The organism is Pseudomonas sp. NEEL19 (assembly GCF_028751975.1).
Classification (GTDB): domain Bacteria; phylum Pseudomonadota; class Gammaproteobacteria; order Pseudomonadales; family Pseudomonadaceae; genus Aquipseudomonas; species Aquipseudomonas juntendi.
Window position 1 is genome coordinate 3,096,647 of record NZ_CP081491.1, and the last position, 20,673, is coordinate 3,117,319.

Below are 20,673 nucleotides of genomic sequence, written 5' to 3' on the forward strand. Positions count from 1 at the left end.
GCTGAGGGCTGTGGGGTTCCACAGCCTGCGCCGGCCCATTCGCGGCTAAGCCTGCTTATACAGGGCTGCCACGACCTGCAAGCGCTCCGCGACAGGCGCGCTGCTTACTTCAGTACCGCCAGTGCAGCTTCGTAGTCCGGTTCTTCAGCGATTTCGCCGACCAGCTCGCTGTGCAGCACTTTATCGTTCTCGTCCAGCACCACCACGGCGCGGGCGGCCAGGCCAGCCAGCGGGCCATCGGCGATGGCCACGCCGTAGTTTTCGAGGAACTCGCGGCCGCGCAGGGTCGACAGGTTCTTCACGTTCTCCAGGCCCTCGGCGCCGCAGAAACGTGCCTGCGCAAACGGCAGGTCGGCGGAGATGCACAGCACCACGGTGTTGGCTACATCGTTGGCCTGGGCGTTGAACTTGCGCACCGAAGTGGCACAGGTTGGGGTGTCGACGCTCGGGAAGATGTTCAGCACCTTGCGCTTGCCGGCGTAGTCTTTCAGCGACTTGTCAGCCAGGCCTTCACCCACCAGGGAAAAAGCCGGAGCCTGGGCGCCGGCCTGTGGCAGGTTGCCGTTGACCTGAACCGGGTTGCCTTTGAGAGTCACTTGAGCCATGACGAAATCCTTATGCGGGGTTTGAAAAGGACACCGAGTTAAGCATGAAGGCGGCCTAGTGCCTATGGGGGCGGGTGAAATTCTTCTATGGCCAGACTTTTTATGTGGATAAAAGCGGATACCCCTAACGCAGGACAGCAACCGCCCTTATCGCTCACCTTTAAAAGCCTGATAACAATGTCTGTTGTTTAGGCTCGCACAATGGAAGGAGCTTGGTTTCCAACATGCTCGCAAGGCCTGTGGTAGAGGCGATCCGGCCCAACTAATCGCCCACTCGCAGATAGCAAGGTAAATAATCCTACAAATCTATCGGAAATTTCGCCTGCGCGAATATCTTGTACATCTTAAAAGAGGCGCTACTATCGGAGGGGCCATAATAAAACGAACCTGATGGATATTTATATCAAGCCTATCAAGATGGAGTCCGCAAAACTTGCCAACAAGCCCCAACGAGCCAGCGAGAGCGATGCCTAATTGCGCACCGACGCTGCGAGCTATTGAGCGTACCGAATTGCTAGCCAACAAAGATTATTTCTTGCTATTTAAAGCTTCCGGGTTGGTAGCATGATCGCTTACTCAGCTAAACTGCGCCACCCTCTGTACTCGACATTGCTGGTTCTGATATCCCTGCTAGGGGTATTTCCGCTGGACGTGATCCTACCCTCATTCCCTACGCTGGCAGATAGGTTTCGGGTCGGTGCAGAGCAGATAGCCTACTCGGTGAGTTTCTTTGCTGTCGGCGTTGCAATGGCGCAACTCGTCATCGGCCCTCTGTCGGATAGTATCGGGCGCAAACGTCTGTTGCTGGGCGGGCTCGGATTAGCCATTCTAGGGGCGCTCGGTTGCGCATGCTCTACCACCTTTCAAATGTTCATGGCATTCCGTTTACTACAGGCGCTGGGGTGTGGCAGCCTCGTCTTAGGCCAAGCGCTAGTGCAGGATCTGTACAGAGATGAACATCGTAATACCATGCGAATCCTCTTAACCAGCTCAAGCGGGTTGTTCATCTCAATATCACCGCTGGTAGGTGCGCTCCTCCAGCAGTCCTTTGGCTGGCAGGCAAGCTTTATAAGCTTCGCTATTATCGCTTCCATAGTTTCACTTCTGGCGTATGTACTCCTACCAAGTACAACTGCCTTGCAACGCAAAGCGTCCGGTATTTCCAGTTATCGTATAATGCTGCGAGACACGACCTTCCTCGCCTATACACTGCAGACCAGTCTCGCCTTCTCCTGCCATTTTTCCTTTATCGTGATAGCACCACTCCTCCTGATGAGCAGGTTGGGGCTGACGACCTATCAATTTTCCATTGTATTTATTGGCTACGGGGTGGCATACATCGCCGGGGGAGCGGCTGCGACCTATCTGAGCCGACGTGTTAGCCCACAGGCTCAAATAAAAGCGGGCTTTCTGCTCATCAGCGCCGGGGGCATAACCCTTGTTATCTGGGAACGGTTATCGGAGCTATCTGTGGCAGGCATTATGCTAGCTGTGCTCATATGTACTACAGGGACAACGCTGGTGCGCCCGGCCGCGACGACGCAGGCCTTGGCACGCTATCCATGTCAAGCGGGTGCTGCAGCATCGCTTAACACGACATTCCTGTTCGCTGGGGCTGGCGGTATAAGCAGTGTGGTAGCAGGCGTCGAGCGTACGCTTCCAGGGGGCTTGGGGCTGCTGTTCGTGCTAGCGAGCTTGTGCGGGGGGTGGCTACTTGCTTACACCAAGGTCGATGAGATCCCATGTAGGTGAGACCCTGATTTCACGCGCAAAAAACCCGGGCGGCGCCAGCCAACCCGGGCTTGTTTGATTGCCAGCCGGGAATCAGCCCAGCAGGCCGTACACCACCGAAGTCAGCGCAACCAGGCCCACCACTACCACGAATACGTTGGACGCCGCGCCGCTGTACTTGCGCATGGACGGTACACGGCGGATGGCGTACATCGGCATCAGGAACAGCAGCACCGCAAGGATCGGGCCGCCGAGCGATTCGATCATGCCGAGGATGCTCGGGTTGAGGGTGGCGACGATCCAGCACACTACCAGCATCAATCCTGCAACCACCCGGTCCAGGGCCTTGGCGCCCGGGCGCGCGCCGGTCTTGGCGATAATGCCCTTGAGGCCTTCACTGGCACCGATGTAGTGGCCGAGGAACGACTTGGCGATGGCCACGAAGGCAATCAGCGGCGCGGCAAACGCGATGGTGGGGTTGCTGAAGTGGTTGGCCAGGTACGACAGGATCGACAGGTTCTGCGCCTTGGCTTCAGCCAGCTGCGCGCTGCTCAGGGTCAGCACGCAGCTGAACACGAAGAACAGCACCATCACCACCATCAACAGGTGGGCACGGCGCAGAATCTGCCCGCTGCGCTCATCGGCGTGGTCGCCGTAGCGGCGTTTCTGGTCCACGGCAAAGGCCGAGATGATCGGCGAGTGGTTGAAGGAAAACACCATCACCGGAATGGCCAGCCACAAGGTGTGCAGGAAGGCCGAGGCCGGTGGCACCTGGGTGGCGCTATCGAGGATACCACCGGTCCAGTGCGGTACCAGGTACAGGCCCAGCAGCGCCAGGGCAACGATGAACGGGTACACCAGCAGGCTCATGACCTTGACCGTGGCCTGCTCGCCGCAGCGCACGATGGCCAGCAGGCCAAGAATCAGCACGAACGACAGCATGGCCCGTGGCGGTGGCTGCAGGTGCAACTGGTGCTCGATGAAGCTGGACACGGTGTTGGTCAGCGCCACGCTGTAGATCAGCAGGATCGGGAAGATGGCGAAAAAGTACAGCACGGTGATCGAGGTGCCCGCAGTGCTGCCGAAATGCTCCTTGACCACCTCGGTGATATCACCACCGGTGCGCCCGGAAAGCACGAAACGGGTCAGCCCACGGTGGGCGAAATAGGTCATCGGGAATGCCAGCACGGCCAGGATCAGCAGCGGCCAGAAGCCGCCAAGGCCGGCGTTGATCGGCAGGAAAAGGGTGCCAGCACCGATGGCGGTGCCGAACAGGCCCAGCATCCAGGTGGTGTCGTGCCGCGCCCAGTTACCGAGGGTGGCGGGGGTCGATTCTGCAAAGCGTTGTTCAACGCTTGGGGCCTGCTCATTCATTCCGGGTGAAGCTCCACTCGCAAGACTGCAACAGGCTGAGAATGGCGAAACAGTGCGTTCGCCCAACTCAACCGGAAAAGAGGGGCGCGATTGTGCACGGAAAGGTTGCACTTGCGAAGCCCTTTTCCGAGGGGCGGTTGCACTTGTCTTTACAAGTGGCAGGCATCGCGGGTGTTGCGCGGTGGATGCAAGAGCGGCCTTGCAGCGCGAACGGGGTGCTCAGCACCCCGATGCAGGGTTACTTCTGCACGGCAGCAAACGCCTCGGCTACCCGTTGAAGGTTGGCCGGGCGCAGGCCGGACATGCACACGCGGCCGCTATCGATCAGGTACACGCCAAATTCGTCGCGCAGGCGGCGGACCTGCTCGACGCTGAAGCCGGTGTAGCTGAACATGCCACGCTGGCGCAGGAAGAACTGGAAGTCCTGGCCTGGAAGCAGCACGGCCAGGGCATCGACCAGCGCCTGGCGCATATCCAGAATGCGCTTGCGCATCACTTCGACTTCCTCGGCCCACTGGGCATTCAGGCCGGCATCGCCGAGCACACCAGCCACCAGTTGGGCACCGAAGTTGGGCGGGCTGGAATAGTTGCGGCGCACGGTGGCCTTGAGCTGGCCCAGCACGCTCTGTGCGGTGGCCGCGTCGTCGCACACCACTGACAAGCCACCGACCCGCTCGCCATACAGCGAGAAGATTTTCGAGAACGAGTTGCTGACCAGGCACGGTACGCCGGCACGGGCCATTTCGCGGATGGCGTAGGCGTCTTCGACCAGGCCCTCGGCAAAGCCCTGGTAGGCGATGTCGAGGAACGGGATCAACTGGCGGGCCTTGACCACTTCGACCACCTGCTGCCACTGGTTCTGGGCCAGGTCGGCACCGGTCGGGTTATGGCAGCACGGGTGCAGCAGGACCACGCTATTGGCCGGCAGCGCTTGCAGGGTGGCCAGCATGCCGTCGAAGTCCACGCCGCGGGTGGCCTGATCGAAGTACGGGTAGGTGTGCACCTTGAAGCCGGCACCCTCGAAGATGGCGCGGTGGTTGTCCCAGGTCGGGTTGCTCACCCAGACTTCCGACTGCGGGAAGTAGCGCTTGAGGAAGTCGGCCCCGACCTTCAACGCGCCTGAGCCACCCACGGTCTGCACCGTGGCCACGCGCCCACCCGTCACGGCCGGGTGATCGGCGCCGAACAGCAGCGCCTGAATCGCCTGACGGTAGCTGGCCAGGCCTTCCATAGGCAGGTACAGGGACGCTTCATGGTCCTGGCCGGCGATGCGCTTTTCCACCGCATCCACCGCCGCCAATTGCGGCACCACGCCGGCCTCATCGTAATACAGGCCGATGCTCAGGTTGACCTTGTCGGCGCGCGGGTCGGCCTTGAAGGTTTCCATCAACGAGAGGATCGGGTCGCCGGCATAGGCATCGACATGTTTGAACACAGCGTGCAGCTCCTTGGATCAGGACAGTACGAAAAGTCAGCCCTGAGCATACCCGCACACACGGCTCAGGAACATCCACTAATGTGCAAGGTTGTCTATGCAACATTGCATGGCCAGGGTTTTATGCTGGCAGTGATGGCCCCATCGCCGGCAAGCCAGCTCCCACAGGGATCGCATCAGGGCTGGCAGGTGTTTGTCAGAAGATATGCAGCGCCTGTGAGATCGAGCGCCGCGCGGGCGGCGCTCGATCTAACAGGCGCTGCAGATGCTACGGCTACCCTTGCCACAAACCCTAGAATCTCCCACTGTGGGAGCTGGCTTGCCGGCGATGAGGCCGGATCAGCCAAGCAACGCTTTCAGGTCTTGCAATTCCTGCTCGGTCAGCGCCACTCCCTCCTCTTCGGCCACCTCGCGCTCGCGGTAACGCCGTTCACCCGGCATGCGCGTCAACCCCGCCGCCTGCATCTGCTCCACCAGATCGCGGCTGCGCTGGGCAAAGCGCTCGCCCTCGGCCTTGCCCGGGTCGATGACGATGATCAGTTGCCCGGTCCATGGCGTTTTCGCCCCCGGGTGCTCCGACCAGTCGAATTCCCAGGAGAAGTGCCCGCCTGTCAGCGCCGCCGCCAGCAATTCGACCATCATCGACAGCGCCGAGCCCTTGTGCCCGCCAAATGGCAGCAAAGCACCGCCCTCGAGAATCGCCTTGGGCTCGGTGGTTGGTTCGCCATTGGCATCGACACCCATGCCTTCGGGAAGCGGCTGGCCGGCACGCGCGGCAATCTGCACGTCGCCGTGGGCCATGGCGCTGGTGGCCATGTCGAAGACGATCGGGTCATGCTCGGCGCAGGGTGCTGCAAAGGCGATAGGGTTGGTGCCGAACAGAGGCTTGCGGGCCCCATGCGGCACCACACAGGTCATGCTGTTGACCACGCTGAGGGCCACCAGGCCCTCTTCAGCGAACGGCTCCACGTCTGGCCACAAGGCGGCGAAATGGTGCGAGTTGTGGATCGCCAGCACGGCAATGCCGGCGTTGCGCGCCTTGGCCACCAACAGGTCGCGGGCCGCCGCCAGTGCGGGCTGGGCGAACCCGCCAGCGGCATCGACGCTGACATAGCCGGCGGCAAGGTCACTGACCTTGGCCACGGCCCGCCCATCGACCCAGCCGCTGTTCAGCGTGGACACATACCCCGGCATGCGGAACACCCCATGGCTATGGGCACCATCGCGCTGGGCGCTGGCACAATTGTGGGCCAGCACCCTGGCCACGCTGTCGCTGCAGCCATGGCGCTGGAAGATAGCCTGCAGCAGGCCTTGCAGCTCGGTAAACGGCACGCGCACGACGGTGCCGGTGGACGGTGCGGACATCTGAAGCTCCTTGTTGATTTTGGAGTGGCTACAGCGTTGCAACGGCAAAACTTACCCGCGAGTGACAGCGATCTGTCAAATTTTGACCTAATGACAGGAAACATTCATTTTCTTCTAAAGCCTTACCTTCTGGAGCCGCAGCATGAGCCAACCGATCAAGCAACGCCTGGAAGCCAGCCTCGACGGGGCCGCAGCGTCAGGCCGCAAGGTCGCCACCTACATGCTCGCCAACCTGCCGCCGGATCTTTGTTTCAGGCTTTCAGACCGAGCGCGGCCTGGCCATGTGCATGGCCCACTTGCTGCAATACCTGCGGTGCAACTGCCGGGCACTTTGGCGACGTGCTGCTCGGTAACGCCGCTCTGCATAACGCGTTCGTCGGCTACACCACGTGGTCGGCGGGCAATCAACAATAGCAAACACCTGGAAGCCCGCGGGCGCCAGGTGGTACTGCTCGACCGCGACGGACCGGGCATGGCTATGCTTTGCCTCACCCACGAAATGGGCTTTGCCCGGCAGGTGTCCGAGCGGGCCAAGGGGTTCCTGGCGCAGATCCTGCACTGATTGCAGACCTGTCACTGAACTTGTAGGAGCGGCCTTGTGTCGCGAAAGGGCTGCACAGCAGCCCCGGCAATGTATGCACCAGTGCTGAAATCCGGGGGCCGCTATGCGGCCCTTTCGCGACACAAGGCCGCTCCCACAACGACCGCGCTGACTTCAAGCCACCTATTTCATTGCACGGCTGCAAAGACCCGACTGCGTCGTTAAATATTATTGACCGAACCTCCCGCCAAACCCACGCCGCCACAGGCCCGCATCGGTTCAACCCACCCAAAACCGGCGCATTTCCCGCCTTGCAGCCCCTTTGAGTCGTTTGACATATCGAACGGCTCTGGCAAGCTATCTACAGGCCCCGACCGGCATCGTCAGCTCGACGAGCCGGCAGTGCTCGGGGCTCCAGGCGCCACTCAGAGCCCCGCGCCGTGCGCCTGCACAACAACGACAGGTCGAACCTGTCCCAAGGTGACATATGTCCAACAGCAACATTGGCAACAAGCAACCTTCTCTGCGCAAACCCGTCGTCCTGATGACCATGGGCAGCCAAGAGCGCAAAGGCCATGACTACCAGGTCATGACCCACAAATACATCACCCCGCTGGTCGAGTTCGCCGATTGTGTCCCGGTGCTGGTGCCCACCTGCTGCGGCATTGACGACCTCGAGACCTATCTGGACATGGCCGACGGCGTTTACCTGACCGGCGCTGGCAGCAACATCGACCCGGCGCTGTACGGCCAGGAAAACCAGACCCCAGGCAAAGGCCAGGACCAGAACCGCGACCTGTTCGACATTCCGCTGGTCAAGGCGGCGCTCAAGCGTGGCCTGCCCATCTTCGGCATCTGCCGGGGCATGCAGGAAATCAACGTGGCGCTGGGTGGCGACATCTACCAGAAGGTGTACGCCGAACCGGGTTTCAATGACCACCGGGAAAACCCGGAAGACCCGGTCGAAGTGCAGTACGCCCAGGTTCACAGCGTGAAGATCAAGCCAGGCAGCTGGCTGCGCGACACTTTGGGTTGCGACGAAATCCGCGTCAACTCGCTGCACGGCCAGGGCCTGCACAAGCTCGGCGCCGGCATCGAGGCCATCGCGCATGCGGAAGACGGCCTGGTCGAGGCCATTCATGCGCCAAGCATTTCGCCGTTCCTGTTCGCCGTGCAATGGCACCCAGAATGGCAAGCCGCGCAGAACCCCGACTCGATCAAGATCTTCCAGGCGTTCGGTGACGCGTGCCGCGCCCAGGTTCGCAAGGCGCAGGTCAAGCGCGCTGCCTGACCTACAGTTTCCCCTGCTTTGATCGCGGGGCGGCGCAAGGCCGCCCCCGCCTCCCCCGGTCACCCTCTGCTGGTCCCAGAATATCTGCCGTGGAATCGGGCGGCGGGTTTTTGCCTGTCTTTGCGATCGTTTTTTTCGTTTGGCCTTGAGAGATACGATGACTACCGGGTGGTGGTCGTCGGTTTTTCAGCGCCTGTGAGATCGAGCGCCGCGCGGGCGGCGCTCGATCTGCAACCCACCACACATATCGAGGCGGGCACCCGGAGGCGTACACCCTCGCGAAAAACAAAATTCCAAGAAAGAACTGGTCATCCCCAAGGTTGTACGATAACTTACTTCCAACGCAAAACAACACCTCCACCCAAGCGCCACAGGATGCCAACAACAATGAACCCACAAGAACTCAAATCCATCCTCTCCCACGGCCTGCTGTCTTTCCCGGTCACCGACTTCAACGCCCAGGGCGACTTCAACCCGGCGGGCTACATCAAGCGCCTGGAGTGGCTGGCCCCGTATGGCGCCAGTGCCCTGTTCGCCGCCGGTGGTACGGGTGAGTTCTTCTCTCTGGCTGCCAGCGAATACAGCCAGGTCATCAAGACCGCAGTCGATACCTGCGCCACTTCGGTACCGATCCTCGCCGGCGTGGGTGGCTCCACCCGCCAGGCCATCGAATATGCGCAAGAAGCCGAGCGCCTGGGCGCCAAGGGCCTGCTGCTGCTGCCGCACTACCTGACCGAAGCCAGCCAGGACGGTGTTGCCGCCCACGTGGAGGCCGTGTGCAAATCGGTGAAGATCGGCGTGGTGGTGTACAACCGCAATGTCTGCCGCCTGAACGCCGACCTGCTGGAGAAACTGGCCGAACGCTGCCCTAACCTGATCGGCTACAAGGACGGCCTGGGCGATATCGAGCTGATGGTGTCGATCCGCCGCCGCCTGGGTGATCGCTTCAGCTACCTGGGCGGCCTGCCAACCGCCGAAGTGTATGCTGCTGCCTACAAGGCCCTGGGCGTACCGGTCTACTCCTCGGCAGTGTTCAACTTTGTGCCGAAGACAGCGATGGACTTCTACAACGCCATCGCCCGCGACGACCACGCTGCCGTGGCCAAGCTGATCGATGATTTCTTCCTGCCCTACCTGGACATCCGCAACCGCAAGGCTGGCTACGCCGTAAGCATCGTCAAGGCCGGCGCCAAGCTGGCCGGTTACGACGCAGGCTCGGTGCGTACCCCGCTGACCGACCTCACTGCCGAAGAGTACGAAATGCTCGCCGCGCTGATGGACAAGATGGGCCCGCAGTAAGCGCTGCCTGCGGCCTGCCATATGCCGCGCCCGGAGTGGGCCTGCCCCGCTCCGGTTACCATTCGTGAGCCCGCACAAAAATAACTAGTGGGAGTACAACCAGCATGCAAGCGACTAAAAAGACGCATGTGCGCTACCTGATCCTGTTCATGCTGTTCCTGGTGACCACGATCAACTATGCCGACCGCGCGACCATTGCAATCGCAGGCTCCAGCCTGCAGAAAGACCTCGGCATTGACGCCGTAACCCTCGGTTATATCTTCTCCGCCTTCGGATGGGCTTACGTGGCTGGCCAGATTCCTGGTGGCTGGCTGCTCGACCGCTTCGGTTCCAAGAACGTCTACGCCTTCAGCATCTTCACCTGGTCGCTGTTCACCCTGTTGCAGGGCTTTGTCGGCGGCCTGCCGGTTGCCTGGGCAGTCGTGACCCTGTTCACCTTGCGCTTCCTCGTCGGCTTTGCCGAAGCCCCGTCGTTCCCGGGTAACGCCCGTATCGTCGCGGCCTGGTTCCCGACCCAGGAACGCGGCACCGCCTCGGCCATCTTCAACTCCGCGCAGTACTTCGCCACCGCCCTGTTCGCACCGATCATGGGCTGGATCGTGTTCAGCTTCGGCTGGGAGCACGTGTTCGTGGTGATGGGGGCGCTGGGCATCATCTTCTCGATGGTGTGGCTGAAAACCATCTACAACCCGCGCCAGCATCCACGCATCAGCCCGGCCGAGCTCGAACACATCGAGCAGAACGGCGGTCTGGTCGACATGGACCACAAGCGCGGCAACGATGGCCCAAAATGGGGTTACATCAAGCAGCTGCTGACCAGCCGCATGCTGCTGGGCGTGTACCTGGGCCAGTATTGCATCAACGCCATCACCTACTTCTTCCTGACCTGGTTCCCGGTATACCTGGTGCAGGAACGCGGCATGACCATCCTCAAGGCCGGCTTCATCGCCTCGCTGCCGGCGGTCTGCGGCTTTATCGGCGGCGTGCTGGGCGGGGTGATCTCGGACTGGCTGCTGCGCCGTGGCAACTCGTTGACCTTCTCGCGCAAGCTGCCGATCGTCTGCGGCCTGATGCTGTCGACCACCATGGTGTTCTGCAACTACGTAGACGCCGAGTGGATGGTCGTCGGTTTCATGACCCTGGCCTTCTTCGGCAAAGGCATCGGCGCGCTGGGCTGGGCGGTAGTGGCAGACACCTCGCCGAAGCAGATCGCCGGGCTGTCGGGCGGCCTGTTCAACACCTTCGGCAACATCGCCTCGATCACTACGCCTATCGTCATCGGCTACATCATCAGCGCCACGGGTTCGTTCAAGTGGGCCCTGGTCTACGTAGGCGCCAACGCCCTGGTAGCGGTGTTCAGCTACCTGGTGATCGTTGGCCCGATCAAGCGTATCGAACTGCGCGACGACGCCCCAAAACCACAGGCTGAGCCTGCTGCCAACGGCGAACTGGCCAGCTCGCGTCATTGAGTGACACGCCCGCGCCGGCTCTTTCGGTGCGGGCGGATGTACAAAAAAGCCTGAGAACCTGACAAGTAGGGCCCAAACATGCAGTTGATCGAACATTCCGACTCGCCCCGCTACGTGCGCCTGCACGACGATGACAACGTCGTGGTCGTGGTCAATGACGGCGGCCTGGGCGAAGGTGCCCGCTTCGCCGACGGCCTGACCCTGGTCGAGGGCGTACCGCAAAGCCACAAGGTTGCCACCGTGACCATCGCCAAGGGCGAGCCGGTGCGCCGCTACGGGCAAATCATCGGTTATGCGCTGGAAGACCTGCGCCAGGGCAGCTGGGTACAGGAAAGCCAGCTGGCCATGCCCGCTGCCCCGGAACTGGACAGCCTGCCACGCTGCGATGCCGTGCCACAGCCGCTGCCGCCACTGGAAGGTTTCACCTTCGAAGGCTACCGCAACGCCGACGGCACGGTCGGCACGCGCAATATCCTTGGCATCACCACCACCGTGCAGTGCGTGACCGGCGTGCTGGAGCACGCGGTCAAGCGCATCCGCAGCGAACTGCTGCCCCAATACCCCAACGTCGATGACGTGGTAGCCATCACCCACAGCTACGGCTGCGGCGTGGCCATCAACGCCCGCGACGCCTATATCCCGATCCGCACCGTGCGCAACCTGGCGCGCAACCCCAACCTGGGCGGCGAAGCGCTGGTCATCAGCCTGGGCTGCGAAAAGCTGCAGGCCGGCCAGGTGATGCACGACAACGACCCGTCGGTAGATCTCAGCGACCCGTGGCTGTACCGCCTGCAGGACGCTAGCCTGGGCTTTGTGGAAATGATCGAGCAAATCATGGCGCTGGCCGACACACGCCTGAAGAAACTCGACCAGCGTCGACGCGAAAGCGTACCGGCCAGCGAGCTGATCCTGGGCATGCAATGCGGTGGCAGCGACGCCTTTTCGGGCATTACCGCCAACCCGGCGCTGGGTTATGCCGCCGACCTGCTGGTACGTGCCGGTGCCACCGTGCTGTTCTCGGAAGTGACCGAGGTTCGCGACGCCATCTACATGCTGACTTCGCGCGCGCAAAACCAGGCAGTGGCCGACGCGCTGATAAGCGAAATGGACTGGTATGACCGCTACCTGCAGCAAGGCGCCGCCGACCGCAGCGCCAATACCACACCTGGCAACAAGAAAGGCGGCCTGTCGAACATCGTCGAAAAGTCGCTGGGTTCGATCGTCAAGTCCGGCAGCGGGGCCATACAGGGCGTGCTTGGCCCAGGCGAGCGGGTCAAGGGCAAGGGCCTGATCTTTTGCGCCACCCCGGCCAGCGACTTTGTCTGTGGCACCCTGCAACTGGCCGCAGGCATGAACCTTCATGTCTTCACCACGGGCCGCGGCACGCCGTATGGCCTGGCCATGGCGCCCGTAGTCAAGGTGTGCACCCGCAGCGAACTGGCGCAGCGCTGGCCCGACTTGATCGACATCGACGCCGGGCGCATCGCCAGCGGCCGCGCGACCATCGAGGAACTGGGTTGGGAGCTGTTCCACTACTACCTCGACGTTGCCAGTGGCCGCAAGCAGACCTGGGCCGAGCAGCACCGCTTGCACAACGACATCACCCTGTTCAATCCGGCGCCAATTACCTGATGCCTTGGGCAGGCTCGCCCAGCACTCTTCATTCAGCCACCCTCACAGGAGCACCCCATGCCTGAAATCCTCGGCCACAACTTCATCGCCGGCCAGCGCAGCGCCGCTGGCGCACAGCGCCTGCAGAGCCTGGACGCCAGCACTGGCGAAGCCCTGCCGTACAACTTTGCCCAGGCTACCGAGGGCGAAGTCGACCAAGCCGCCAAAGCCGCGGCCGCCGCTTTCGCCGAATTCCGCCAACTGGCCCCGGCGCGCCGCGCCGAATTTCTGGATGCCATCGCCGCCGAACTGGACGAGCTGGACGATGCCTTCATCGCTATCGTCTGCCGCGAAACCGCACTGCCCGCCGCACGTATCCAGGGTGAGCGCGGCCGCACCAGCGGCCAGATGCGCCTGTTCGCCCAGGTGTTGCGCCGTGGCGACTACCTGGGCGCACGCATCGACCTCGCCCTGCCCGAACGCCAGCCACTGCCACGCGTGGACCTGCGTCAGATGCGCATTGGCGTTGGCCCGGTCGCGGTGTTCGGCGCCAGTAACTTCCCGCTGGCGTTCTCCACCGCAGGTGGCGACACCGCCGCGGCGCTGGCCGCCGGCTGCCCGGTGGTGTTCAAGGCGCACAGCGGCCACATGGCAACCGCCGACCTGGTCGGCTGCGCCATCACCCGCGCAGCCGAGCGTACCGGCATGCCCAACGGGGTGTTCAACATGGTGTTCGGTGGCGGCGTGGGCGAGTGGCTGGTCAAGCACCCGGCCATCCAGGCTGTAGGTTTCACCGGTTCGCTGAAAGGCGGCGACGCCCTGTGCCGCATGGCCGCAGAGCGCCCCCAGCCGATTCCGGTGTTCGCCGAGATGTCCAGCATCAACCCGGTGATCATCCTGCCGGGCGCCCTGGCCAAGCGTGGCGACGCCATCGCCCGAGAGCTGGCCGGTTCGGTGTGCCTGGGCGCAGGGCAGTTCTGCACCAACCCGGGCCTGGTCATCGGGCTGCAATCGCCACCGTACAGCCAGCTGTTGGCTGAGCTGGGTCAGCACCTGGGCCAGCAGGCCGGCCAGGTCATGCTCAACGCCGGCGGCCTACGCAGTTATGTCGCTGGCCTGGAGCACCTGCACGCCCATGCCGGTATCGAGCACCTGGCCGGCCAGGCACAGCAAGGCAGCCAGGCCCATGCTCAGTTGTTCAAGGCCGATGCCCGGTTGCTGGTCGAGTCCGACCCATTGCTGCAGGAGGAAGTGTTCGGCCCCACCACCGTGGCCGTGGAAGTTCAGGATAACGACCAGTTGCGCGCTGCCGTGCTTGGCCTGCGCGGCCAGCTGACCGCCACACTGATCGGCGAGCCTGAGGACTTTGAAGCCTTTGCCTGGCTGGTACCACTGCTGGAAGAGAAAGTCGGGCGGATTCTGCTCAATGGTTACCCGACAGGTGTCGAGGTATGCGATGCCATGGTCCACGGCGGGCCGTACCCGGCAACTTCCGACGCCCGCGGAACCTCGGTCGGCACCCTGGCTATCGACCGCTTCCTGCGCCCCGTGTGCTACCAGAACTACCCGCAGGCGCTGTTGCCCGAAGCCCTGCGTGACAGCAACCCGCTGGAGCTGCGGCGGTTGGTGAATGGGCAGTGGCGCGACGGGGCGATCTGACGCCCCTTTGCGGCACAGGCCTCAGGCCCCTTGCGCCTCAGCCTCTTCATGCACCTGACGCAAACGCTCACGGCTATTGCTCAGGTGCATGCGCATGGCCATTTTGGCCCCTTCGCTGTCTCGCCGTGCAATGGCTTCATAGATGGCTTCATGCTCATGGCGCAACCGGCTCATGTAATGGGCCTGGTCATCACGCGCCAACCGCGCTGAATTCAACCGGGTCCGGGGGATGATGCTGGTGCCCAGGTGGTTGAGGATGTCGGCGAAGTAATGGTTGCCACTGGCCTGGGCAATGCGCAGGTGAAACTGGAAGTCGGCCGACACGGCATCGGTGGCGTGCGCCGCCCCCTCGTTCAGCTCATCCAGCGCCGCGCGCATGCCGGCCAGCTCGTCATCGCTGCGGCGTTGTGCGGCAAGCCCCGCCGATTCGATCTCCAGGGCAATGCGCAACTCCAGCACCGCCAGCACCTCACGCAGGGTAACGACGGTAGCCGGGTCGATCCGGAAGCCCCCGGTCGCCGGCGCATCCAGCACGAACGTACCGATGCCGTGGCGGGTTTCCACCTGCCCGGCGGCTTGCAGCCGCGAAATGGCCTCACGCACCACCGTGCGGCTGACGCCCTCTTCGACCATGATCTGCGATTCGGTCGGCAGCTTGTCGCCGCGCTTGAGCTGGCCGCTGCGAATACGCTCGGTCAGCACCGTAACCAGTTCCTGGGCCAGACTGCGTGGCTTGCGCCGGGTCCTTGCCTGTACCTGCTGCTCTGTCATCGCCCTGTGTTTCACCTTGAAAGACAGCGCTTATCATAGCGCAAGCAGTTGTACGATCACATATGCCGCGTGCGGATTTCATTGCCTGCCTGGGGCTGCACCTACCCGACAAACCTGGAAGTGCTGGCACAGAGCCTGCGCTGCAGGATACTGTGCGTTTCCACCTCACGCATCCATGGAAGGAACTGCCAGTATGAAAACCTATGACCGCCTTTTGCTCGGCTGCGGCTTACTGATCCCCTTGTGGCTGTTGGGCGGGGTCTGGCTCACTGCACTGGCGTACCCCGGCTACGACCATTTCCAACAAGCCATGAGCCAGCTCGGCGCGGTTGGCTCGCCCGTGCAGCGCTGGTCGCCATGGGTCAACAATTATCCTCTCGCGGTCTTGTTCATCTTGTTTGCCTTGGGCCTGGCGCGGCGCTGGCACGGCTCGAAGGTAGCGTTGTCGAGTGCAGCTCTGGTATTGGTGCACGGCCTCGGTAGCCTGGGCACAGGCTGGTTCGCTTGCGACCCAGGCTGCGCTCCGGCGCAACCTTCCAGCTCACAGCTGCTGCACAACCTGTCGGGGTTGCTGATGTTCCTTTCACTGACCCTGGCGAGCGCCCTGTGGGCGTGGCTCGGGACGCGTCTGGCCGGCAGCCAGGCCGTCGCGCTGCTGTCCGCCACCAGCCTGATACTGGCCATCGTCACCGTCGCACTCATGGCCCAGGCGGCACAAACCGGGCAGCTGTTCGGCCTGTACCAGCGCCTCAACTACGGGGTGTCGGTACTGTGGATCGCCTGCCTTGCCTGGGCTAGCCTGCGCAACCCGGCTGCTGGGTCATTGCACAGGGCCACCCGCTGACGGCAATTTGCTGGCCCCCTACCTTTGCAAGTGAGGGCAAACTTCGTTCCCCTTCAATTGCTTAGGACAGCAATATGCGAGTACTTCTAGCTACGATGGCCGGCTGCCTGCTCGCCACATTCGCTTTCGGCGCCCAGGCCAGGGCGCTCAGCCAGAATGATCGCCACACCTGCCAGTGGGGTGCGCAGATAGCCGGTGAAGCCCAGCAAGCCAAGCTTGCCGGGGTCACCCTGTACGCTACGCGCAAGAAGCTGCAGGTGCGAAAGTTCGCCAAACCGTGGATGCGCATGACCGCCTTCGGCATTACTGAACAAACCTATAACAGTCGCTCCAGGCTCAAGCCTGCGGCGATCCGGCAGACCTATTACGAGCAGTGCGTGCACCATGCAGTTGCGAAGAGATAGGTGTTTTATTTCAAGCACTTATGAATCAAATCTAAAGTACTTTATGAATTTAAAAACGCCGCCACGGGGCCCCTGCCGTGAAGCAAGCTTCAAGCAGCCCCGGACGGCGCCCAGTGCGGAATCAGCAGCCGCTCAGCACCGCCGGGCGGCGTTCCCCGGCAAAGAACAGCGGCCGCAAGCGCACCCCGAGCAGGTTGCCGGCGTAAGCCGCCACCAGCCACAGCCAGCCATGCACGCTGCCCGAAGCAATACCGCTGAAGTACGCTCCGATATTGCAGCCATAGGCCAGGCGCGAACCATAGCCCAGCAGCAGCCCGCCGATCACCGCAGCCAGCAATGACGGCAGCGGAATTTTCAGGCTGGGCGCAAAACGCCCGGCCAACCCTGCTGCCAGTAGCGCACCGAGCACGATGCCCAGGTCCATGACCGTGGTGATGTCCTGCCACAACGGCGAAGCCAGCGCCTTGGCGTTGGCCGGTGCCTGCCAGAACACCCAACTGGCGACATTCACACCCAGGCCTTCAAGCACCTTGGCGCCCCACAAGGCGAAGGCCGAGGTGATGCCCCACGGCCGCCCCGCCAGGGCCAGTGTCGCGTAGTTCAACACGGCCAAAGCGATGGCGCCCCACAGCAGCGGCCAGGGGCCCCGCAGCAATCGCCGCAGGCCGTGCTGCGCACTGCCCGCAGGCGCCTCCAGCACGCCATGCCGGCGCTTTTCCAGCACCACGCTGGCCCACGCGATCAGGCCGAATACGCTCAGGCTCACCAGCAGCGCCGGCGCCACGCCCCACGCCTGCACGATCGAGGTGGCCGGGAACGACGGTAAGGCGAACCACCAGTCGGCGTGGTGGGTAGCGCTGACCGAACCGATGATGAAGAACAGCAAGGTCACCAGCATGCGTGCATTACCCCCGCCAACGGTGAACAGCGTGCCCGAGGCACAACCGCCGCCCAGTTGCATGCCGATGCCGAAAATGAACGCACCGAACACCACCGAAACACCGGCCGGGGCCACAAGGCCGGTCACGGGTGAGCCAAACAGGCTACCTGCCGACAGCGCCGGGAAGAACAACAGCACCGCCAGCGCCAGCATGAACATCTGCGCGCGCAGGCCCGCGCCCCGGCGTTCGTTGATGAACACCCGCCAGGCTGAGGTGAAACCAAAGGCCGCGTGGTACAAGGTCAGGCCAAGTGCGGCGCCGACCATAAGCAGCAAGGCCTGCTTGAAACCGGCGTTGAGGTTCAGGAACCAGGCACCAGCCAGCAGCACAAGCAAGGCGACAAGGGGCACGCCGAAGCGGCGCGGTGCGGGTGTTGCGATTGCGGAAAGACCCATCTAAATACTCGGATAACAGTGAAACGGTTGGCGAGTATACCCGCAACTGTCAAGCGGGGCTGCGTATGGCCAGGGCATTTGTTAAGCCGTTCAAAGCTGCCAGCTCTCACATACTGCACAGCACTCAAGCCATGCGCCGCACCTGAGGGAGATTCTATGGTTTCTGGCGAGGGTAGCCGCAGCATCTTTAGCGCCTGTGAGATCGAGCGCCGCCCGCGCGGCGCTCGATCTCACAGGCGCTGCATCTCTTCTGACAAACACCTGTCAGCCCTGATGCGATCCCTGTGGGCTTGCCGGCGATGAGCCGCACGCGTAACCGGCCACCCTCACCGATTGCGCGTAACCCGCCACACGGTATTGGCCAGGTCATCCGCAATGATCAAAGCACCGCGCGGGTCCACCGTCACCCCCACCGGGCGACCGCGGGTCTTGCCATCTTCACCGCGGAAACCCGTCGCGAAGTCAATCGGTTCCCCAGCCGGCTTGCCATTGCTGAACGGCACGAAGATGACCTTGTAGCCCACCGGGTTCGGCCGGTTCCAACTGCCGTGCTCGCCCACGAATACCCCGTCAGCAAAACCCTCCCCCATGGCCGGGATGGAGAAGTCCACCCCCAGTGCCGCCACGTGCGAGCCCAGGCTGTAGTCGGGTTTGATCGCCGCGGCGACCTTGTCCGGGGCCTGCGGCCTTACCCGCTCATCGACGTTCTGCCCCCAGTAGCTGTAGGGCCAGCCGTAGAAGCCGCCGTCACGCACCGAGGTGAGGTAGTCAGGCACCAAATCAGGCCCCAACTCATCGCGCTCGTTGACCACTGTCCACAACTGCCCGGTCTGCGGCTCAATGGTCAGTGCAGTGGGGTTGCGCAGGCCCGTGGCGTAAGGCCGGTGCGCGCCGGTTTCGGCATCCACCTGCCAGACCATGGCGCGGTCGATCTCCACCTCCAGGCCGCGCTCGGTGATATTGCTGTTCGAGCCAATGCCCACATACAGGTAGCGCCCATCGGGGCTGATCGTCAGCGCCTTGGTCCAGTGGTGGTTGATCTGCGCTGGCAGGTCGGTGACCTTGGTCGGCGGGCCGTCGGCCTTGGTCTGGCCTTCGGTGTAGTTGAAGCGCACCAGGGCGTCCTGGTTGGCCACGTACAACTTGCCGTCGGCAAAAGCCAGGCCATACGGCGCGTTGAGGTTTTCCGCGAATACCGTCTGCACCTCGTACTTGCCGTCGCCGTCGGCATCGCGCAGCAAGGTCAGGCGGTTGCCGCCTTTGACCTGGGTGTTGCCCTTGGCCTTGATCTGGCTGGCAATCACATCCTTGGGCTTGAGCTTGGCCGCGCTGCCGCCCCTGCCTTCGGCCACCAGGATGTCGCCATTGGGCAATACCAGGCTCTGGCGCGGGATCTTCAGGTCGGTGGCAATGGCCGTGACACTGTAGCCTTCGGGAACGGTCGGTTTCTGCTCACCCCAGGCCACCGGCTGAGCGATCTTCATACTCGGCAACAAGCCACGTTGTGGCTCGGGCAAGCGCGGGTCCGGGCCATGGGCCTGGGTAGGCTCGCCATCGCCACCACAAGCACTCAACAGCAGCGCCACACTCAATACACTCAACGCGTGCAAGGGCTTCATGCTTCACCTCCAGAACGCAGGTTGCTCAGGCCGGTCCAGGCTGCGGCCAACGCCAGTACGCTCACGACCACCGACAGCACCAGCCCTGCCGGCATCACCGCCCAGGCGTCCTTGGCATGCTCGAAGGCATTGATCAGGCCAAGCACCCAGGTCACCAGCAGCAGCACGAAATACAGCGTCGGGCGCCCGCCTTTGCGCTCAGCGCGGATCAGGTTGGCCAAGGCAAACAGCAGCGCCAGCCCGCAGAACAGCAAAGCCCCGGCGATCAGCCAGGCGGCGAAGTTGCTCCACTGGATCTGGTAGCTGTTGTAGTAGGCGATATCGCTCAGCAGCGCGCCCAGGAACAACGGCACACTGCCGGCCAACAACAGGGCGTGCAGCGGGCTGGGGGTGCGCCGGTATAGGGTGTGGTCGGATGTGGTCACGGTGCCTCCTTTTCATTCAGTGACCCAGGCTGACGGGGGGCCATCAGCCGTGCGCAGGGTGCGCCTAGCAAAGGAGCCCTGCGCATCGCCAATAGTTCACCGCTTCGCTGCAATGAAACATCTTGTAAGAACCGATCCCCCCAGCGTGCACACCATTGGGCTCAAGCAACCAGCAGCGCCTCAGCAGATGCCCTGACAGGCAAAACCCCAGGCATTCATTGATTGAAGTTATTGAAGGCAACCGCTGTAGGAAGTTACTGACAACCCAACTTAGAACTGGACTTTCGTACAACCCAACAACGAACAATGCCCTGCAAAAATCTCAAATTATTTCCCCACTTGCGTTGCTCTGACCGGCGCGCTAACACTGGTGCCATCACGCACTGGAGGAAGCCCCATGTCTCATCTTGCCCAGTTCCGCGCCCTCGAATGGCTACTCGCCAACAAGAAAGACGAACTTCAGTTCATCAAGGTTGACCCCCAGCTTCGCCGCGAACTGGAATTCGAAAGCAAACTGCACGACCTGCTGGCCGAATATCAATTCGGTTTAAGGCAGGTGCTGAGCATCATGGCACCTGAGCAGCGCCACACGTTCGACCTGTTCACCCGGCAACCCCACGCACTGGTTTCACCGACCGGTTTCCGGGCGCGGCTCAGCAAGTTTTATCAAAACCCCTATACCGGTGAAGTCGTCGAAGCCAAGAGCACCTTGCACAAGACCTTGCGCCAGTGGATCAGGCAGTACAGCCGCGCCGAAGTGGAAAGCTGGGTAATACCAGGTGCCCTGCTACCACGCAGCCCGCGCGAATAGCCAGCGCCGGCTCAGCGGTAATTCTGCTGCCTCGCCGGCACACGCAAGCGTTCGGTAACCGAACATTAGACCGCCTCTTGAAT

Annotated in this window: 17 protein-coding genes and 2 pseudogenes; 11 read left to right on the forward strand and 8 right to left on the reverse strand. The window is 62.5% G+C overall.

The genetic code is table 11. The features are described 5' to 3' along the window. Positions 1-104: 104 nt before the first annotated feature. Entirely contained in the window at positions 105-605 is a 501-nt protein-coding gene (gene tpx / locus K4A76_RS13745; protein ID WP_054881982.1) for a thiol peroxidase, read from the reverse strand. A gap of 564 nt (positions 606-1,169) precedes the next feature. On the opposite strand from tpx, the gene K4A76_RS13750 reads away from it, so the two are divergent. Next, positions 1,170-2,357 (forward strand): Bcr/CflA family efflux MFS transporter, encoded by a 1,188-nt coding sequence (locus K4A76_RS13750; RefSeq protein WP_274410487.1) that lies wholly within the window; start codon positions 1,170-1,172, stop codon positions 2,355-2,357. Positions 2,358-2,429: 72 nt separating this feature from the next. Here K4A76_RS13750 and K4A76_RS13755 read toward each other — a convergent pair whose 3' ends face one another. The 3 genes from K4A76_RS13755 to K4A76_RS13765 form a co-directional block, all read right to left on the reverse strand. Further along, a complete protein-coding gene (locus tag K4A76_RS13755; protein ID WP_182390170.1) occupies positions 2,430-3,710 on the reverse strand; it encodes a serine/threonine transporter in 1,281 nt (426 codons plus the stop codon). A 238-nt stretch (positions 3,711-3,948) separates the two neighbouring features. Beyond that, positions 3,949-5,145, reverse strand: a complete 1,197-nt coding sequence (locus K4A76_RS13760) for an amino acid aminotransferase (protein WP_054912301.1) — start codon at positions 5,143-5,145, stop codon at positions 3,949-3,951. Between the two features lie 339 nt (positions 5,146-5,484). Then, a complete protein-coding gene (locus K4A76_RS13765; RefSeq protein WP_274410488.1) occupies positions 5,485-6,510 on the reverse strand; it encodes an Ldh family oxidoreductase in 1,026 nt (341 codons plus the stop codon). A gap of 142 nt (positions 6,511-6,652) precedes the next feature. On the opposite strand from K4A76_RS13765, the pseudogene K4A76_RS13770 reads away from it, so the two are divergent. The 7 genes and pseudogenes from K4A76_RS13770 to K4A76_RS13795 form a co-directional block, all read left to right on the forward strand. Then, a pseudogene (locus tag K4A76_RS13770) lies at positions 6,653-6,867 on the forward strand (hypothetical protein); the annotation flags it as partial. Between the two features lie 88 nt (positions 6,868-6,955). Continuing rightward, positions 6,956-7,072, forward strand: a pseudogene (gene glnQ / locus K4A76_RS23895) (glutamine ABC transporter ATP-binding protein GlnQ); the annotation flags it as partial. 466 nt (positions 7,073-7,538) lie between these two features. Then, positions 7,539-8,342 (forward strand): gamma-glutamyl-gamma-aminobutyrate hydrolase family protein, encoded by an 804-nt coding sequence (locus tag K4A76_RS13775; RefSeq protein WP_029886748.1) that lies wholly within the window; start codon positions 7,539-7,541, stop codon positions 8,340-8,342. Between the two features lie 387 nt (positions 8,343-8,729). Next, a complete protein-coding gene (gene kdgD, locus K4A76_RS13780; RefSeq protein WP_054912304.1) occupies positions 8,730-9,641 on the forward strand; it encodes a 5-dehydro-4-deoxyglucarate dehydratase in 912 nt (303 codons plus the stop codon). 104 nt (positions 9,642-9,745) lie between these two features. Then, complete coding sequence (locus K4A76_RS13785) at positions 9,746-11,110, forward strand: MFS transporter (RefSeq protein WP_009687017.1); 1,365 nt, start codon at positions 9,746-9,748, stop codon at positions 11,108-11,110. Between the two features lie 78 nt (positions 11,111-11,188). After that, positions 11,189-12,742, forward strand: coding sequence for a galactarate dehydratase (gene garD, locus K4A76_RS13790; protein ID WP_274410489.1), 1,554 nt, complete (start codon positions 11,189-11,191; stop codon positions 12,740-12,742). Between the two features lie 57 nt (positions 12,743-12,799). Beyond that, positions 12,800-14,380 carry an aldehyde dehydrogenase (NADP(+)) gene (locus tag K4A76_RS13795; protein WP_274410490.1) on the forward strand — a complete coding sequence of 527 codons (1,581 nt, stop codon included), beginning with the start codon at positions 12,800-12,802 and terminating at the stop codon, positions 14,378-14,380. Positions 14,381-14,401: 21 nt separating this feature from the next. Here K4A76_RS13795 and K4A76_RS13800 read toward each other — a convergent pair whose 3' ends face one another. Then, a complete protein-coding gene (locus K4A76_RS13800) occupies positions 14,402-15,151 on the reverse strand; it encodes a FadR/GntR family transcriptional regulator (RefSeq protein ID WP_009687013.1) in 750 nt (249 codons plus the stop codon). Positions 15,152-15,344: 193 nt separating this feature from the next. On the opposite strand from K4A76_RS13800, the gene K4A76_RS13805 reads away from it, so the two are divergent. Then, the gene (locus tag K4A76_RS13805) at positions 15,345-15,995 is read left to right on the forward strand and encodes a DUF998 domain-containing protein (protein ID WP_274410491.1); all 651 of its coding nucleotides are present in this window, start codon (positions 15,345-15,347) and stop codon (positions 15,993-15,995) included. Between the two features lie 74 nt (positions 15,996-16,069). Next, the gene (locus K4A76_RS13810; protein ID WP_047149831.1) at positions 16,070-16,399 is read left to right on the forward strand and encodes a hypothetical protein; all 330 of its coding nucleotides are present in this window, start codon (positions 16,070-16,072) and stop codon (positions 16,397-16,399) included. A gap of 121 nt (positions 16,400-16,520) precedes the next feature. On the opposite strand, the gene K4A76_RS13815 is transcribed toward K4A76_RS13810, so the two are convergent. The 3 genes from K4A76_RS13815 to K4A76_RS13825 form a co-directional block, all read right to left on the reverse strand. Next, complete coding sequence (locus tag K4A76_RS13815) at positions 16,521-17,735, reverse strand: YeeE/YedE family protein (RefSeq protein ID WP_274410492.1); 1,215 nt, start codon at positions 17,733-17,735, stop codon at positions 16,521-16,523. Between the two features lie 326 nt (positions 17,736-18,061). Then, on the reverse strand, positions 18,062-19,354 hold the full coding sequence (locus K4A76_RS13820) for a PQQ-dependent sugar dehydrogenase (RefSeq protein WP_274410493.1): 1,293 nt from the start codon (positions 19,352-19,354) through the stop codon (positions 18,062-18,064). After that, complete coding sequence (locus K4A76_RS13825; RefSeq protein WP_029885640.1) at positions 19,351-19,779, reverse strand: DUF2231 domain-containing protein; 429 nt, start codon at positions 19,777-19,779, stop codon at positions 19,351-19,353. The genes K4A76_RS13820 and K4A76_RS13825 overlap by 4 nt, the downstream gene beginning before the upstream one ends. Before the next feature lie 397 nt (positions 19,780-20,176). Between K4A76_RS13825 and K4A76_RS13830 the strand changes: the two genes are divergently transcribed. Continuing rightward, complete coding sequence (locus K4A76_RS13830) at positions 20,177-20,590, forward strand: histone-like nucleoid-structuring protein, MvaT/MvaU family (RefSeq protein WP_232892957.1); 414 nt, start codon at positions 20,177-20,179, stop codon at positions 20,588-20,590. Positions 20,591-20,673 lie beyond the last annotated feature (83 nt).